Genomic DNA, 15,982 nt, shown 5'->3' with positions numbered 1-15,982 from the left:
TTCAAGGGGCGAATTCATTGGCTATGTCTGCGTTAGCTGTTACCAGCAATCAATGGGCGGACTGAGAGCCTTATAGGAGCGGGGCGAGGCCGGGTTCTTGGTCCCTTTCGCGAGCAGGCTCGCTCCTACAAGGAATGCCGCCACTTGCAACACTGAACGCCGACAGAGCCAACTCATGCGCCAACCGGAACGCAAGGTCCAGCGCGAGACTCCGACGGGGTCGCTGTGCGCCCCTAGAACAGCAGCCAGTCCAGCAACGCTATCGCCGGCAACATCACCCCGCATGACCAGAGCATGTAGCCGAAGAAGCTCGGCATCCTCACGCCGCGCTGCTCGGCGATGGCCTTGACCATGAAGTTCGGCGCGTTACCGACATAGGTGATGGCGCCCATGAACACAGAGCCCATGGATATCGCCAGGAGAGTGCTCGGCATCTTGTGCATCAATATCTGGGCGTCACCGGCCGCAAGGTTGAAGAACACCAGGTAGGTCGGCGCATTGTCGAGGAAGCTCGACAGCGCCCCGGTCATCCACAGGTAGAGGCTGTCCACCGGCACACCTTGGGCATCGGAGACGCTGGCCAGCAACCAGGCCAGGCGCCCTTCGCTGCCAGCGCGCAGGATGGCGATGGCTGGGGCGATGCAGAGAAAGATGCCAGCGAACAGCCGCGCCACTTCGAGCATCGGCTCCCAGTCGAAGTCATTGCCCGCGCGTACCGGCTTGGGCGTCAGCCGCAACGACAGCAAAGCCAGGCCGATCAGTGCCACGTCTCGCAGCAGGTTCTGCAACTCGACGCGGTAGCCAAGTAACTCGAAGCTGATTCCAGGTTTCCACAGCCCCGACATCAGCACCGCCAGCAGCACACCGCCCAGCAACAGGAAGTTGAGCTTGCCGTACAGCCGCAATGACGTATCGGGTGTGGGGTCACGGGCGATGAGTTCGCCCTCGCGTCGATAGAGCGCCCGGTCCACGACGTAGAACAACGCCAGTAGCAGCGAGGCCATCAGCCCTACCGGCAAGGCCATGTGCCGCAGTGTCCAGAAGAAGTCCACGCCCTTGAGAAAACCGAGGAACAAAGGCGGATCGCCCAACGGCGTCAGGCCACCTCCGACATTGGCCACCAAGAGGATGAAGAAAACCACCACATGGGCGTTGTGCCGTCGGTTGTCGTTAGCGCGCAGCAGCGGGCGGATCAGAAGCATGGCTGAGCCCGTGGTGCCCATCAGCGACGCCAGCAGCGTGCCGATGGCCAGCAGGCCGGTGTTAAGGAGCGGTGAGCCATGCAGGTTGCCCCACACCAGGATTCCGCCGGAAATGGTGTAGAGCGCGAACAGCAGGATGATGAAGGGCAGGTATTCCGCCAACAGCACATGCACACCCAGGTCGAGGGTCGCCTCGGCGCCGAACTGCCAGGTGAATGGCAGCAGGAACAGCAAGGTCCAGCCCAGCGTGAGCTTGCCGTAATGACGGTGCCAGGCGCTGATCGACACCAGCGGCAGCAACGCGATGGTCAGCAGGATACCGACGAACGGCAACGTCCACAGCAGTCCCAGGCGGGCACCGTCGAACTCGGCAGCCGAGGCGATACCGGGCAAGCAGCAGATACACAGTAACAGCCAACCCAGTGGCCGCCACAGGAAGGATGCAGACACGCGCTGACCTCGAACAGTCAACGGTGCGCCCCGGATATCGGGGCGCTTCTTAGGACAGGATAGGAAGGGATTGCGCGGCTGCTTCAGCCGACCAGGCCGCGCATGGCGAAGAACAGCAGGGACGGCCCGAGCAGGCAGCCCAGGGCGGTGTAGAACGCCGCGGTGAGACAGCCGTACGGCACCAGCGCAGGATCAGTAGCCGCCAGGCCACCCGCCACGCCGCTGGAGGTTCCCATCAGGCCACCGAAGATCACCGCCGTGCGCGGGTTGTTCAGGCCCACCAGCGGGGCCACGAAGGGCGTCACCACCATCACCAGGATGGCCTTCACCAGGCCGGCGGCGATGGACAGTGCGATCACCTCGGAACTGGCGCCAATCGCCGCGCCTGTAACCGGGCCGACGATGTAGGTCACCGCGCCGGCACCGATGGTCGTGAGGCTCACCGCATCGGTATAACCGAAGGCCATGGCCACCCCGACACCGGCGATGAACGAGGTGCCAATGCCGACGAACAGTGAGATCACCCCCGACACACCAGCGCGCTTGAGCTCTTCGATATTCACCCCGAAGGCCGTGGCGACGATGGCGAAGTCACGCAGCATCGCGCCGCCGAGCAGGCCAATGCCGGACAGCAGCGGGATGTCCACCAGGCCCTTCTGCCCGCCTGTCATTACCCCGCCGACATAGGAGAGCACCAGACCGAGAAAAATGGCGATGGCCGAGCCGTGCAGCCGACCGCGAGTGAGCTTGTCGGAGAGCCAGTAAGACAACCACATGGTCACGCCAATCACGGCGAATCCGCTGATCAAGCCGTAGCCGCTGATCACTTTCATCATCGATTCGTACATGGCGGTCACCGTTGAGCCGGATTCAGGGATTCAGCGGTGGCCGCCGAAGGCTTCTTTTGCCCGAGGCGGTCGAGCACCGGGACCATGGCAAAGCCCAGCACCACGGCGGCAATGCCGGCAAGGATTGCCATGGGCCCGCCGGACAGTGCACCGAGCACGTTCTGCTGCGCCGCCATGGCGACGACGATGGGAATGTAGATGGCGCTCCAGAACTCCACGCCCTGTTCGGACTTGGCGCCCATCAGGCCGCGCTTGTGCAAGTAGCTGCCGACGAATATCAGCAGCAGCATGGCGATACCGACGCCACCGACGTTGGCTGGTACGCCCAGGAGTTTGCCCAGCAGTTCGCCGATGAACAGGCCTGCCAGGGTGCAAAGGGCCAGAAAAGCCACACCGTAGATAATCATTGTTGTTGTCCTCGCATTGGGGTCGAAGTTGCTTGTTCTTGTCCTTCGAAGTGCACAGCGGTCAGCGGGTCCGGCTTACCTCCTGACGCAGCACGGCGTCCAGCGTATCCAGACGGGCGCCCTGGAAGGCAATCACCGTACCTTGTTCGAACACCCGCCGCGCCAGGCCGCTGAGTACGGCGCCGGGCGGTAGTTCGATATGCAACCGGACACCGCGCTCATAGGCCGTGCGCAAGGTGCCATGCCAGTCGATGACGCGACACATGTTGAAAGCGAGATCGTCGCGCAAGCGCTGCGGGTCCACGATGGGCCGCGCACTGCTGCCGCTGAGGTAACGCAGCTGGGGCGCACACAGCTCGACACTGGCAAAGGCTTCGGCAAGCTCGCAGGCCGGCACCTCCAGCAAGGCGCAGTGGGACGGCACGCTGACGGCCAGACGCTTCACTGCACCAGCACCGATAGCCCGCGCACGAGCAGCCACCTTGGCCATGGCCGCGTCGCTACCGGCAATCACCAGCTGGGTGTCGGCGTTGATGTTGGCGAGAAACACCGGGCCTTCAGCTTCCGCAATCAGGTGTTCCACCGTCCCAAGGTCCAGGCCCGTGATCGCGGTCATGCCATAGCCCTCGGGGTAAGCCCGCTGCATCAGCTCTCCACGCAGGGCCACAAGGCGCACCGCATCGGCGAAGCCCAGGGAGCCGGAGACCACGGCGGCGGCGTAGGCGCCGATGGACAGCCCAGCCACATAGTCGGGTGCCGGGCAACGTTGCAGCAGCAGCCGAGCACAGGCCACGCCCGCGACCAGCAGGCAGAGTTGCACGGCGCGGGTGGACTGCAACGCCTCGGCGGAGTCCAGCGCCAGCACGTTCTCGCCCAGCACATCGCTGGCTTCCTCCAGGCAGGCGGAGGTTCCGGGTGGTAGCTGGTGGAGCATGCCCGCCTGCTGCGCACCCTGGCCGGGGAAGGCAAACAAGCTGCTCACGCGGCCCGCTCCAGCGCTTGCCAGGGGTCCAGCACCAGACGCGCGCCTTCAGCGCATTTCAGCAGCACACGGGCCGAGGGGCCGGCCCACTCGCGCAGCGCCACCGCACCGGCCGGGGTTTCCAGTTGCAGGTCGACGCGGCAGGAAGCAGCGGCCAGTGCCGCCAACAGCTCACGGGCCTGCTGGCGGCTGAAGGGGTTGGGCGCGCGCAGCAGCAGGTCGAGGTCGCTGGCGGCGTGCAGCACGGCTATGCCGGTGGCCAGCTGGAAGCCGACGCCGCCAGTGGGGCCCCAGGGTTGGCCGGTTGCGTCCAGCAGGGGCTTGATCTCGGCGAGGGTGCGCAGGGCCGGCCAAGTGCCGGTCGCGGGGGGTGTCGTCAGTTGCTCAGGGGTGATCCGGCACTGGATGGCAGCGAGCGGCATGCAGGTGCCATAGCGCTGGTCGCGGGTGGTCCCACGGATGCCTACGGCTACCTGACCGGGAATGCAGTGAGCACGACGTACCACCACCGGATGGCCACTGGCCATCGCTAGGCGCGCCCAGGCCGGAGCGTCGGCCGGCAACTGGTCTGGGGCGAAGCCCCACAGCAGGTCGTGGGGTTTTGGAGTCTTGTTCATTCGCTGCTCCTTGGTGCTTCGGGGGGCGCTGGGCGTCGCGTAGCTCAGCCCAACAAGGACTACCACTGCGCCCGCAACATCTCCCGGACCTTCGACGATGCCGCCCGGTTCTGGGCACCAAGTCGTCCAGCCAGACCGGTGCTCGAACCGATGTCCACCACCGCCCGCATCAGGCACTCACGCACCCTTGCCACGTCCGCATCGTCTGGCTGCTCCACTGCGTCTACCTTCACCCGCTCCCAAAGCAACCCGAGGGAGGCGAAGTTCTCAAGGTCATAGGCCATGGGCGGCACCTTGGCAGCAAGCACCTCCAGGTCTTCGACGCTGCGCAGGGTGATGCGTGCGGCAGCGTCCTTGCCCATGGCGTGAACCATCACACCGCCATCGTCCAGAGCGATCAGGCGCTGGGCCTGGTAGCCGTGGGCGAGGAAGGCACCGGACATGGCCTTGCCCACCAGCAGGCCGATCACCGCATGTCCGGCGAGGCGGGCACGGGCGTACGCGTCCACCGCACCGGCCAGGGCCTGGTGAATCCCCAAGGCCTCCTCTCGACGACCGTAAGCCTGGCTAGGCACGTCGACCACTGCGACCAGTACGCGCTTGTCGCCGTCGCGGTCGGCTTCGATGGCGTCATCCACAGCCTGGGCCAAAGCCCAACCTTCGAGCAGGCCGACCTCGCCATTACGGGCTCGAGGGAAGGGGTTCGTGCCATCCGGGACCACGGCGATGAAGCGTGCGGCACGGCATCCCAACTCGCCATCGATCACTTTGACCGAAGCGGGGAAACCCGCCTGCTCCTTGCCGCCGGCCAGGCCGCGCAGCCAATTCAGTCCACGGCTCATGGGCGTTCTCCTTGGTAGAGGGCGCGCACGGCGGCAGCGTCCAGTTGTTCACAGTCGGTACCGAGGTGCGCCAGGCGCTCGAGAAACCAGGCATGCCGGCGACTGGGCGGTAAGTCGCGGTTGCCTGCAGCCAACAGGCCACGGACGGCGTCACGGATGCTCGCGACATCGTCGGCTACAAAGGCATCCGCCAGGTTGCAGGCGTGGCGTTGCTCGCCACCGGTCAGGCTCCAGATGAAGGGACGATCGCGGGAGTCGTATTCCTCGATGCCGGCTTCCTGCTCGATCACCTGCGGGCCGTTGAGACCCAGGCGCGCCTCGCGGGTCACCAGCAGGTGGCTGCACAGACCAGCAGCTATGGACATGCCGCCGAAGCAGCCCACCGACCCGGCAATCAGGCCGACCACGGGCTGGAACTGCCGCAACTCGACAATGGCCGCCTGGATCTCTGCGATGGCCGCCAGGCCCAGGTTGGCCTCTTGCAGGCGTACGCCGCCGGTCTCCAGCAGCAGCACGGCGCAGGTGGGGATGCCCCTGCGGTTGTCCTCCACCGCCAGCTCCAGGGCCCCAGCGATCTTCGCGCCGCCCACTTCGCCCATGCTGCCGCCCTGGAAGGCGCCTTCGATGGCGGCAACCACCACTGGCTGACCGGAGATATGCCCCTTGGCGACCACCACGCCATCATCCGACTGGGGCACGATGCCCTGCTGCGCCAGCCAGGGTGACATGACCCGATCGAAGGGACCGAGCAGTTCACGGAAAGTCTCGGCATCCAGCAATTCGCGGGCGCGCTGGCGGGCGTTGAGTTCGACGAAGCTGCGAGCTTCGAGCAGACGTGCAATGTCAGTCATGGGCGCGCTCCCCTTGAAGAGAAAGGGTCTCCAGCCCTTGTTCCAGGCGTAGGCGCACCACGCCGGGAGTTGCGCCGAAGTCGTGGACATCGATGTTCAGGGCCGGTAGCGCCTGGCCGTCGAACAAGCGCTGGAACAGCTGCTGCCAGCGTGGGCCGCTGCCGTTCACCGAAGTCACCACCTGGATCGCGAGCGTACCGGCCTGGCCGGGCTCCAGCAGCACCTCGAGGTCGCCGGAGCCGACGCAGCCCACCAGGGCGCGGCCACGGGCCGGCTGACCGGCGGGAAATTGAAAGGTCAGGGTTTCCATGGTCACAGGCTCCCAAGCGAATCGATGAACAGGCAGGCGGCCAGCAGGTCAGCAGCACCGCCCGGCGAAGCGTTGAGTTGCAGCAAATGTGCGTCCAGTGCGCGCAGTCGGCGGCGACCGGCGAGGCTGGCACTGCCGCCAGCGGCGAGTACGGCACGGGCGCCCTGCTGCATGGCGGCGAGCCCTTCGAGGCCAGCGCGCCAGAGCACGCAGGTGTCGGCAAGCGTGGCCATGATTGCCAGCAGCGCGTCGAGACGAGCGTTCTGCTCCCCCGCACCCTCGGAGCGGCTGCGCTGCAGCTGCGGCAGCCCATGCTGAAGGACCGCTGGGAAGCCCAGCTGCGCCTCCTCGCGGGCACCTCGGACGCCAAAGCGGCGGGCTACCCGGGCGCCATGGCTGTCGGTTTGCGGTGCGGCGCGGTCGTCGAACAGGGCGATGCGCGCGGCACGCAGGGCCAAGGCAGAGGCCGAGTCGTCCGGAGCGAGCGCGGCAGCGGCCACCAGCAACCCCAGTGCCCAGATAGCGCCGCGATGAGTATTCACCCCGCAGGTAGTCGCCAGCATCGCTGCTTCGCCTTCACGGCCGATGCGACCGAGGGCTTCGCGCAGTGGCTGGCCGATTTCGCCATGGACTTGAGCGGCTTCGGCCATGGCCTTGAAGCACGGCCAGAGCGCCAGCGCCGAAGCGTGCATCAGCCCCAGGTGCAAGTCGCTGTGGGCACCGCCGCCACGGCGATCCACCAGCGCCGGCTTGGGCGAAAGGTCGGCTTCATCGATCAGGGCATCCACGGCCAGATCCGCCAGCCGCTCCACCAGCGGCAAATCGGGATTGCGTGCGATCAGTGCACTCATCACCAGCTCCTGAACTTGGCCGGGGGGTTGTAAAGGCCGCCGGACCACTCCACCAGTTCGGCGATGCTTTTCGCCGCCAGCAGCTCCCGCGAGGCTTGGGTACGACGGATGCCGAGGTCTTCCGGCAATGCGATCAGGCCTTCGCGGCGCATGCGCAGGGTGTCTTTCGGATCGTGGCGCAGCCCGATGGTGGTAACCCCGGCGACGGCGGCGATCATCGCCCTGCGCTCCTCCTGGCTGCGGGCCTTGTAGAGGTAGGCGATGCCCTCCTCGGTGAGCAGGTGGGTGACGTCATCGCCGTAGATCATCACCGGCGCCAGCGGCATGCCAGCCTTCTTCGCCACGTCGACGGCATCGAGTGTCTCGACGAAGGTGGGTTTGCCACCCTCCTGGAAGGTCTCCACCATCTGCACCACCAGCTTTTTGCCGCGCTCGAGCATGGTCATCGGCTCGCCCCCCTTTTGTTGACACATGGCAAGCCAGGCCGGCGTCGCGTGGCGGCGACCGCGCGGGTCGTGCCCCATGTTCGGAGCACCGCCGAAACCAGCGAGGCGGCCACGGGTAACGGTGGAGGAGTGGCCGTCGCCATCCACCTGCAGGGTGGCGCCGATGAACAGGTCCACCGCGTACTGCCCGGCCAGTTGGCACATCATGCGGTTGGAACGCAGCGAGCCGTCGCGTCCGGTGAAGAACACGTCCGGGCGCTGGGCGATGTATCCCTCCATACCCAGCTCGGTGCCGAAGCAGTGCACGCTTTCCACCCAGCCGGTCTCGATGGCGGGGATCAGCGTCGGGTGCGGGTTGAGGGTCCAGTTACGGCAGATCTTGCCCTTGAGCCCCAGGGATTCGCCGTAGGTGGGCAGGATCAGCTCGATGGCGGCAGTGTTGAAGCCGATGCCGTGGTTCAGCGACTGCACCTGGTGTTTTTCGTAGATGCCGCGGATCGCCATCATCGCCATCAGCACGTGCACCGGCTTGATGTGGCGTGGGTCGCGGGTGAACAGTGGCTCGATGTAGAAAGGCTTGTCGGCGACCACCACGAAGTCGACCCAGGAGGCCGGGATATCCACGCGCGGCAGGTCACGTACGTCATCCACCAGCTCGTTGACCTGGACGATAACGATGCCGTCGCTGAAGGCGGTGGGCTCCACCAGGGCCGGGGTGTCTTCGGTGCTCGGGCCGGTGTAGATGTTGCCCTCGCGGTCGGCCATGAAGCCGGCCACCAGCGCGACGTTGGGGATCAGGTCCACCAGCAGGCGCGAATAGAGTTCGATATAGGTGTGGATGGCGCCCACTTCCAGCAGGCCGTCCTCCAGCAGTTGGCCGATGCGCAGGCTCTGCGGACCGGCGAAGGAGAAGTCGAGCTTGCGGGCGATGCCGCGCTCGAACAGGTCCAGGTGCTCGGCACGGCTGACGCTGGGCATGATCATGTGCAGGTCGTGCAGCCGCCCGGAGTCGGCCTTGGCCAGGGAGCGGGAAAGGAAGTCCGCCTGCTTCTGGTTGTTGCCTTCGAGCACTACGCGATCGCCGGGGGCGATCAAGGCTTCGAGGGCGGCGACGATCCGCTCGCTGGGCAGCACCACGCCATCGGCAAGGCTACGTACCCGATCGAGGCGGCGCTGCTTCTCAGCACGCCGACGCGACCACTGGGGCGGGGGGGAGGATATTGTTGTCATGGTGGCTCCACGGGTTCCGCTGTCGTGGAGGCCACCTTAGAAGCAGGGCCGATGGGGCATCAATCAAGGTCGGGGACGGATCGTTACGATTAAGTTAACGATACCTCTACATCGCCGATCGAGCCGTTGAGGGCGTTTACCGAGGAGCTTCAGTAGGCCTTGTCGAAGCTGTCTTCGGCATCCCCTGTAGGCTCACCCACGTAGCGCACCAAGACCGGCGTGTAGGCGGTCGTTGCCGGCCAGCGCACCGAAGTCGTAGACAGCCGAGAGGGAACCGCTGTGACGGGCCTTGCAGGCGCCTGCTTCCGGCACCAGGCTGATGTCGACGCGTCGGTTGGCCGCGCGTCCGGACTCGGTGGCGTTGTCCGCGATGGGCTGTCCCGATCCATGGCCGCGAACGGCGAAGCAGTCGTCGGGCAAGTCGCCCATGGCTTTCATCCAGTCGCGAACCGCTTCGGCCCGGGCCTGCGCCAGCGCCAGGTTGCGTTGCTCGTCGCCAGTGGCATCGGAGTGTCCGGTGATGACGATCACCCAGCCGGGTTGTGCCTTTACGCTTGCCAGTGCGTTGATCAGCAGCTTGGTCGAATCCGGCTTCAGCTCCGCGCTACCGGAGCCGAACAGCTGGAGGCTGTCCAGCCGGATCGGTTCGGTCGCGACCCGGGCCTCCTCCTGCGAGATCCGCCCGTAGTGCCAGCCCAGCACACTCGGCAGCATCAGCGCGACGAACCCCAACAACACCCAGAAGGCGATACGACGTCCACGCCGCGGCGCCAAGTCAGCCAGATGCCGCTCCACATAGACCCACGGTGCACCCGGGGCCCCTTCGGGAACCGAGATGAACACCCTGAGTGGCGCCTCGGGCGCCTCGCTGCCATGCCCACGGGTGCTTCGTGGCGGCGGCACCGGCGAGCCCTCCAGTCGACCGGCAAGCATTTCGATCTGCTGGTTAAAGGCCCGCATCGCCGTCATCGTGGGCAACCGATGCCGGCCAAGCAGCTCCTGGAGAAAGCCCAGGTCCACCTCCAGGCTGCGGATCGTCGGCGCGTCCCGCTCACCGATGTCGAGCCCACGCAGCAACGGCTGGAGCTGCACGAACAACCAGGCGAGGATGTCCATGCGCTCCGTCGCATTGCGGGGCCACAATCGATCCCACGCCGCCGACAGCAGCTGGCTCAGCAGCGTCAAGCCCTCGGCCATTCCCGGCAAGCCGTATCGCTGGGCCAGCGCCAACGCCAGAAAGGCGGCGATCTGCAGGTCACTGCCGTTGTCCCGAAGCAACTCCCGGCACCACTGCTCGACCTTGCGCCAGTCGATATCCGGACAGGCGGGATGGTGCAACTTCGCCAGTTCCTCATAGAGCGCAGCAAGATCGCCGTGCTCGCGCGAATCGTCCCCAACCCGCCCAACGAGTCCATTCATGGTGTTCACTCCCCCTACATCGAATCCTGTTTACAGATAGTTCTGCCGCCTGAGGTGGCGAATCAGCACCTTGCTCGCCGGTGCCAGGGTGGTGCCGAAAGCCGCCAGCTCCCCGCTCGTCAACTGGACCTCGAGGCTGTATTCCAGTTGCCCCGGCTGCGACTGCGGCAGCAGCCGGACCTGCAGCTCCGCCAGCCGCGGCTCGTACTTGAGCAAGGTGTGGGTCAGGGTGCTGATCAGGCCATGGGCCGCCGCCGGCAGTCCCTGGAGGATCTGGCCCAGGTCCGGCAGGCCGTAGTCCGGCAGGTGGCTGAGCGAACCGGCGCGGCTGGCGAGAATGCGCTGGAGGTTATCCAGCACCGAGAGGATGAGCTGATCCTCCTCCCGCACCTGGTGCAGCTCCAGCTCTCCGGTGAAATTCTGCAGCAGCGTTTCGTAGAGCGAAGGTACCTGCTCGGTCATCGGTCAATCCTCGGGCAGCGGGCGCATGTTCAAGCGGTTATCCGCCAACTCGATCACCCGCGCCTGGTCCGGGTCCAGATCATCGCGGGTCAGCACCAAGCGCCAGCTATCCGCTCCGGTATCCGGCTGACGGAACAGCGCAGCCACCGCAACGACCCGCGCAGCCTCGTCCAGCGGCACACGGAGTTGCGCCCCTTCGTCGGGGCTGATCACCAGGGTTCGTTCGTCCAGCAGGTCGGCGCCCAGGACCTCAAGGCTATGCTCCACCAGGCTGTCGTAAGACGCCTTCCGGAACGCCTGGTCATCGCGCAGGACATAGATGCGCACCAGGGTTGGCACCGACAGTCCGTACATGTCGTGGGTGTCCGTGTTCATCGCGGTGCGGCCACTGAAGTCCAGATGCAGGGTCTTCACCTGCTTGTAGAAAATCGATCGGGCGAAGCTCGCCGAACTGCCCCCAACGCTCTGGTACAGGCCACACCCTCCCACCAGAACGACTAGCAGGGTTAGCAGCAAGGACTTAAAAACGGTACGCAACATGCTGTGCCTCTCTTTCCTGGGGATTGCTCTGCAGGCCCTGGTAACGACCCAGCCTGATGGTGACGATGTCCCGCTCGTTCGCTCGCCGGTTGCTACCCAGCCCTAACAGCCCGGTCATGCCGAGCCGCAGTGTTGCCTCGCCCAGTACGGGGCGAGGCAGGCAGTGCGTTGGCAGGGACAGTTTCAGGCATGCCGTGCAGCGCCAACCGAGGTAGACCCGCAACAGCACCAGCAGATCGCTGTGCAGGCGGGCACCTGGCAGCCAGCCCAGCGCCTCCTGCTGATCCTCGGTGAACAGCGCCAGGCGTAGCTGACTGTTGGCGTCGCGGCCGACACGACCCAGCGGCGTGCCCTGCGACAGACTCACCGGTGTGGAAACCGACAGGCTCGTCGGTTGCGCCAGCACGACCCGCTGCGGCCAGTGCGGCGTGACGGTGGCGCTTGAGTGGGGTGCCAGGAGTTTCACCAGCGCCGCCACGCCCTCGGCATTGCGGGTGGGCAGGCGCATGACGCTGAGCAGCGCAAGAAAGCGCGAGATCGGCGTCTCGACATGCGAGGCGGTACCGGGAATCCCAAGGCCGATGAGCCCCAGCAGACACTGGGAGGTCGCGTCAGTCCCGCCGGGCTCGAAGGTCGCCGGGTAGGAGTATTTGCGCCAGATGCGATAGAGCTGGGTGAAAATCCGGTGATTGAAGATATCGAGGAAAGCCTCCAGGGCCTCATGCCCTTCGCGGCGCTGCGCAATGTCGTCCAGGTAGGCGGTTGGCAGCGGAGAGTCCACGCCGTACAGCCCCAGCAGGCGCGTGCGGACCGTGGCCGGCCCCGAGGGTCGCTTATCGTCGAATACGATGGCCTTCAGCTCGCCCGCGGGGAACCCCATGCCAGGGTCTGGGCGAAAGCGTACCGGGTCATTCGCTGGGCGCGCAGTGCTGCCCAGGGGTGGCTGATCCGGAAGGGCCTGCTCCAGCAACTGGCAGAAGCGGTAGAGGTTCGCTTCGGCGACACGCCCTTCCAGGGCTTGCAGCAGACCGCTAGCGTTCAGCCGGGAATACGCTGACTGTGATTCTCGTTCCATCGCAGGCACTTTCCGGTGGGTTGAAGGATCAGCGTGAGCTGGTTGAACAGGTGAACATCGGCGTAGAGGGCGAAGAAGCGGTTGAGCATTTCGCCGAACAGACTGATGTCCCCTTCACCGGAGAAGCCGTTGGCATCCAGCGTGACTTCGATATCCACGCCACGCAGCAGGAAGCCCTTCTCGAAACGCTGGATCAGGTGGTGACGAACGTCGACGATGGCCTCCAGGCGGCGGCGATTCAGCTCGCTGCCGCTCCAGTCGTAGAGCGCCAGGGTGCCGCGCAGCACCTCGGCGTTGCCCAGCATGGGCAGGAAGTTCGAACCCAGGTGACTGAGCACCCGCCAGTGAAAGCGATCGCGATTCGGCGGATAACAGGGCAAGGTCGGCGCGCACAGATTGCGCACCCGCAGGCCGGCCTGGGTGGACTGCACCAGGCTGTCGAGCAGGGTGCTCTGCAACGCCTTGCGGGGCAGTTGGCCATTGGTGCCGGTCAGCCGCAGCGACAGGCTCTCGTCGGCCACCAGGCGGTCGGCGTCGAACCCCTCGCCACCGAGGATCAGCCAGGTGTCGTGGAGGCCATTGGCGCCGCGCTTCAGGCGTGTGTGGAAGTAGCGCTCCGGAGCATCGTCGCGCAGCATCCCGCCCTTGTGGCGGAAGCTGGTGAACGGGACATAGTCCTCGCGCTCGGCATTCTTCGAAGCGGTGACCTGGTCCACCGAGTAGATTTCCGTGTGGCCGTCCTGCAAGCGCATGGGGCGCAGCAGGTAGTCGCTCTGCAACGGGTCCAGGCGCAGCGGGTCGGCTTCCAGCGCGAACAGGTTGATCACCGGTACGGCATGCAGGCGAATGTGCTCGGCGTGCGGCTCGAAGTCGTGGGACCAGCCTTCGGCAAGCAACACCTCCAGCTCGATCCAGGGCGCCCCCTCCGGCACGCTCAGCCGCTCCAGGCCGTGCAGGGTGACGAACATGAACTTCTCGCGAAAGCTGAAGTACTCCAGGAGCAACTGGTAACCGCTGAAGGCGCTGTCGCCCTTGGGCCAGAGGCGGTCATCCTCGGCGAAGCCGCCCGCTGCGAAATGCCCCTGCAGCGGCACACGCTCCGGGTTGCCGGGCAGGCGCACATACAAGTCATGCACCTGGCGGGTCAGTGCCAGGTGCAAGGCACTGGCCACCGGCGCCTCTGCATTTAGGTAGAGCGGCAGGCGGCTCAGGTCCACCTGCGGCCATTCGGCCAGGGGACCACAAGCCAGGCGCAGGCGCAGCAACGAACGGCCATCCGGCTCGTAGGCCAGCCGCAGAGACTCCACAGCCAGCGGCTGCAAGGTCAGGTCGCGGGTCGTGGTGTAGCGGCAGCGGGTACGCTTTGGCCCTACCGGCTGCGACAGCACTTCGAGTCCCCGTTCGACCCGTTCGCTGCGCTTCATCTGTTGCAGATCAGGCGCCAGCTCGATGATCGACAGCGACGGGATGGTCCGCAGGTAGTGCGGCCAGAGCAGGCTGACCAGGCCCTCGGTCAACTCGGGCAGATCGTCGTCGAGCTTCTCGCGCAGCCGCCCCATGAGGAAGGCGAAGCCTTCGAAAAGACGCTCGACGTAGGGGTCGCGTGCCCCCGGGCGATCCAGGTTGAGTTGTGCCGCCCGGTCGGGAAAAGCCTCGGCGAACTCCTGGCCGGCCTCGCGCAGATAACGCATCTCCGCGTCGAAGTAACGCAGCGTCAGATTGTCCATGTCCACAAAGCATGCTTCCTGTCTTGAATGAGGTTCAGCTACAGAGCACCGCGGCCCGCACCGGATCGATGCTGACCAATTCGGCCAGCAAGGCCTCCTTACGACGCCCGAGCGCGGGCTTGTCGGCATCACTGCGCTGGGACTTCAGGCGCAGCAGCTTAAGCAGGCGGGCCTGTACCTCGAAGGTCAGGTCGGGCTCCCACTCCGCCAGGGCCTGGCGCTGCGCCGTGGCCTCCAGCTCCGCCAGGAGGTGAATGGCCAGTTCGGTCTTGCCGCACTGCTCGGCGACCCGAGCCATCAGCAGGCGCAGCAGCCAACGCTGGCGCCCGCTGTGCACGCCGGTTTGGGCAGCGAGCCAAGCGATGGCCGCTTCCACGCCCTCACTGTCGGCCTGCGCCAGTGCCTTGCCTTCCAGGGCGAGAATGTCGGCGTCCACCGACGTCGGCGCGGCGGCAGCGGGCAGCCACTGTGGCGACTGATTGCCGCTGACATGCTGGGCGATCCAGTTGCGGGTGGTTTCGTCGGCGAACGGCGAGCCGTCGCTCCAGCGCAGGGATTCCAGGCCCGGCAGGCGGTCGAGGAACATGCCCAGGTCGCGCTTGACGATATCGGCCCAGCCATCCTGGGGTGCCCCCTGCTTGTCCAGTGCCTGGCACAGGTACCACTGCAGATCGAGCCAGAAATGATTCACCCCTTCGCCGTAGATACGCTCGACCTGATCGAGCAGCTCGCTCCAACTCTGCTGCAGGTGCAGGCGCTTGAGCTGTGCCCGGTAGTCGCTGCGGGGCGGCGTGAGCCGGGTATTGCCGCTGGCCTCTGTGGGCGGCAACTGATGCACCGTGTCCCAGCGCAGGCTCTTCATCAGCCGGTGCGCCGCCAGCCACCCCAGGGGCTGCTCGCGCAGGTAGCCGGCCAGAGCACGACCGCCGTCCAGCAGGTCGCGCCCGGACTTGATCGTTGCGACCACCGGCGTGGCGCTCTGCCGGCTCGCCTCATGGGCGGCGCTGTTCTGCGGCACCAGCGCGTCGACCCCGCCGGACTGCGCCAAGCGGCTCGACAGGGCGGCGTAGAGCGCGCCCAGCGCTGGTCGCTGGTCCTCCGGCCAGGCGGCCAGGCCCTGCTCCAGCCAGGCCAGCGCCGCCACGGTCCGCTCCGCCTCGCCCTTCACCACCTCCGGATAGAGCGACAGGCTGTCCAGCACCTTGCCGCTGGCCAGCCACTCCAGCGCCATGCGTCGACTGTTGGGCCGGCTCGGCAGGATGTCGTCGGCGAAACGCCCCAGTAGGGCGGCCAAGAGGCTCAGGCCGTCGGCCAGTCCCGCCTCGCCGTCCCGCTGCATGCGCGCCCAGAGGTAGTAGGTCGCCACCCGCAGGTCCTTGCAGCGCTGTTTGATCAGCTTCTCGGCCAACTGCGCGACCCGTTCGGTATCGGCGCCCGAGAGCTTGTTGACCTCTTCGCGCATGTGCTGGAAGTCGTCGTCGTAGCCGGGGTCTTCGCCAACCGCCGACGCCTGGCTGACCGGCCGCAACCAGGCCTCCCAATCCGGCGCCTGGCCGCGGGCCAGTGCCAGTGCGTCGCGCTGACCCAGGCAGCTGCCGATGAGTGCGGACAGGCTCATGGTCGATCTCCGTACTGCGCCAGCGGCATCGATGAGCCGCCGGGGTCGAGAAAGATCTGCGTCGGCAGCGTGAAGCCACGCAGTCGCAGCAACGCCAGGGGGCCG

16 protein-coding genes are annotated in these 15,982 nt (G+C 66.2%); all 16 read right to left on the bottom strand.

Translation table 11 applies throughout. The features are described from left to right. Window positions 1–233: 233 nt before the first annotated feature. The 16 genes from J7302_RS16500 to tssA all read right to left on the bottom strand — a co-directional run bounded on the left by J7302_RS16500 (window position 234) and on the right by tssA (window position 15,877). Window positions 234–1,652 carry a sodium:proton antiporter gene (locus J7302_RS16500; protein WP_349814454.1) on the bottom strand — a complete coding sequence of 473 codons (1,419 nt, stop codon included), beginning with the start codon at window positions 1,650–1,652 and terminating at the stop codon, window positions 234–236. A gap of 83 nt (window positions 1,653–1,735) precedes the next feature. Beyond that, window positions 1,736–2,500, bottom strand: coding sequence for a malonate transporter subunit MadM (madM, locus tag J7302_RS16495; protein WP_215377138.1), 765 nt, complete (start codon window positions 2,498–2,500; stop codon window positions 1,736–1,738). Window positions 2,501–2,505: 5 nt separating this feature from the next. Continuing rightward, entirely contained in the window at window positions 2,506–2,907 is a 402-nt protein-coding gene (madL, locus tag J7302_RS16490) for a malonate transporter subunit MadL (RefSeq protein ID WP_215377136.1), read from the bottom strand. Between the two features lie 61 nt (window positions 2,908–2,968). Next, entirely contained in the window at window positions 2,969–3,889 is a 921-nt protein-coding gene (gene mdcH / locus J7302_RS16485) for a malonate decarboxylase subunit epsilon (protein ID WP_215377134.1), read from the bottom strand. After that, on the bottom strand, window positions 3,886–4,506 hold the full coding sequence (locus tag J7302_RS16480; RefSeq protein WP_215377132.1) for a malonate decarboxylase holo-ACP synthase: 621 nt from the start codon (window positions 4,504–4,506) through the stop codon (window positions 3,886–3,888). Before J7302_RS16480 ends, mdcH begins: the two co-directional genes overlap by 4 nt. A gap of 59 nt (window positions 4,507–4,565) precedes the next feature. Then, window positions 4,566–5,348: a biotin-independent malonate decarboxylase subunit gamma gene (gene mdcE / locus J7302_RS16475; RefSeq protein WP_215377130.1), complete on the bottom strand. Its 783-nt coding sequence runs from the start codon at window positions 5,346–5,348 to the stop codon at window positions 4,566–4,568. Then, on the bottom strand, window positions 5,345–6,199 hold the full coding sequence (locus J7302_RS16470) for a biotin-independent malonate decarboxylase subunit beta (protein WP_215377128.1): 855 nt from the start codon (window positions 6,197–6,199) through the stop codon (window positions 5,345–5,347). Before J7302_RS16470 ends, mdcE begins: the two co-directional genes overlap by 4 nt. Beyond that, window positions 6,192–6,509, bottom strand: a complete 318-nt coding sequence (locus tag J7302_RS16465; RefSeq protein WP_215377126.1) for a malonate decarboxylase subunit delta — start codon at window positions 6,507–6,509, stop codon at window positions 6,192–6,194. The genes J7302_RS16470 and J7302_RS16465 overlap by 8 nt, the downstream gene beginning before the upstream one ends. 2 nt (window positions 6,510–6,511) lie before the next feature. After that, entirely contained in the window at window positions 6,512–7,360 is an 849-nt protein-coding gene (locus J7302_RS16460) for a triphosphoribosyl-dephospho-CoA synthase (protein ID WP_215377124.1), read from the bottom strand. Continuing rightward, window positions 7,360–9,036: a malonate decarboxylase subunit alpha gene (mdcA, locus tag J7302_RS16455; RefSeq protein ID WP_215377122.1), complete on the bottom strand. Its 1,677-nt coding sequence runs from the start codon at window positions 9,034–9,036 to the stop codon at window positions 7,360–7,362. The genes J7302_RS16460 and mdcA overlap by 1 nt, the downstream gene beginning before the upstream one ends. 192 nt (window positions 9,037–9,228) lie before the next feature. After that, complete coding sequence (locus J7302_RS16450; RefSeq protein ID WP_215377120.1) at window positions 9,229–10,455, bottom strand: type VI secretion system ImpA family N-terminal domain-containing protein; 1,227 nt, start codon at window positions 10,453–10,455, stop codon at window positions 9,229–9,231. Window positions 10,456–10,485: 30 nt separating this feature from the next. Then, the gene (gene tssE / locus J7302_RS16445; protein ID WP_215377117.1) at window positions 10,486–10,917 is read right to left on the bottom strand and encodes a type VI secretion system baseplate subunit TssE; all 432 of its coding nucleotides are present in this window, start codon (window positions 10,915–10,917) and stop codon (window positions 10,486–10,488) included. A gap of 3 nt (window positions 10,918–10,920) precedes the next feature. Continuing rightward, entirely contained in the window at window positions 10,921–11,457 is a 537-nt protein-coding gene (gene tssJ / locus J7302_RS16440) for a type VI secretion system lipoprotein TssJ (RefSeq protein ID WP_215377115.1), read from the bottom strand. After that, entirely contained in the window at window positions 11,438–12,532 is a 1,095-nt protein-coding gene (tssG, locus tag J7302_RS16435; RefSeq protein WP_215377112.1) for a type VI secretion system baseplate subunit TssG, read from the bottom strand. The genes tssJ and tssG overlap by 20 nt, the downstream gene beginning before the upstream one ends. Further along, a complete protein-coding gene (tssF, locus tag J7302_RS16430) occupies window positions 12,496–14,265 on the bottom strand; it encodes a type VI secretion system baseplate subunit TssF (RefSeq protein ID WP_215377110.1) in 1,770 nt (589 codons plus the stop codon). Before tssF ends, tssG begins: the two co-directional genes overlap by 37 nt. Before the next feature lie 28 nt (window positions 14,266–14,293). Beyond that, complete coding sequence (gene tssA / locus J7302_RS16425; protein WP_215377108.1) at window positions 14,294–15,877, bottom strand: type VI secretion system protein TssA; 1,584 nt, start codon at window positions 15,875–15,877, stop codon at window positions 14,294–14,296. Between the last annotated feature and the right edge of the window lie 105 nt (window positions 15,878–15,982).

Origin of the sequence: Metapseudomonas boanensis, assembly GCF_018704125.1 — a bacterium.
Lineage (GTDB): Bacteria > Pseudomonadota > Gammaproteobacteria > Pseudomonadales > Pseudomonadaceae > Metapseudomonas > Metapseudomonas boanensis.
Note: the sequence above shows the minus strand (reverse complement) of the source record. Positions and strands in the feature narration are given on the sequence as shown.

Bases quoted from the DNA above. Each gene is read 5' to 3' on its own strand.
- madM (WP_215377138.1), bottom strand. From the start codon at position 2,500: ATGTACGAATCGATGATGAAAGTGATCAGCGGCTACGGCTTGATCAGC.
- madL (WP_215377136.1), bottom strand. From the start codon at position 2,907: ATGATTATCTACGGTGTGGCTTTTCTGGCCCTTTGCACCCTGGCAGGC.
- J7302_RS16480 (WP_215377132.1), bottom strand. From the start codon at position 4,506: ATGAACAAGACTCCAAAACCCCACGACCTGCTGTGGGGCTTCGCCCCA.
- mdcE (WP_215377130.1), bottom strand. From the start codon at position 5,348: ATGAGCCGTGGACTGAATTGGCTGCGCGGCCTGGCCGGCGGCAAGGAG.
- J7302_RS16470 (WP_215377128.1), bottom strand. From the start codon at position 6,199: ATGACTGACATTGCACGTCTGCTCGAAGCTCGCAGCTTCGTCGAACTC.
- J7302_RS16465 (WP_215377126.1), bottom strand. From the start codon at position 6,509: ATGGAAACCCTGACCTTTCAATTTCCCGCCGGTCAGCCGGCCCGTGGC.
- J7302_RS16460 (WP_215377124.1), bottom strand. From the start codon at position 7,360: ATGAGTGCACTGATCGCACGCAATCCCGATTTGCCGCTGGTGGAGCGG.
- mdcA (WP_215377122.1), bottom strand. From the start codon at position 9,036: ATGACAACAATATCCTCCCCCCCGCCCCAGTGGTCGCGTCGGCGTGCT.
- J7302_RS16450 (WP_215377120.1), bottom strand. From the start codon at position 10,455: ATGAATGGACTCGTTGGGCGGGTTGGGGACGATTCGCGCGAGCACGGC.
- tssE (WP_215377117.1), bottom strand. From the start codon at position 10,917: ATGACCGAGCAGGTACCTTCGCTCTACGAAACGCTGCTGCAGAATTTC.
- tssJ (WP_215377115.1), bottom strand. From the start codon at position 11,457: ATGTTGCGTACCGTTTTTAAGTCCTTGCTGCTAACCCTGCTAGTCGTT.
- tssG (WP_215377112.1), bottom strand. From the start codon at position 12,532: ATGGAACGAGAATCACAGTCAGCGTATTCCCGGCTGAACGCTAGCGGT.
- tssA (WP_215377108.1), bottom strand. From the start codon at position 15,877: ATGAGCCTGTCCGCACTCATCGGCAGCTGCCTGGGTCAGCGCGACGCA.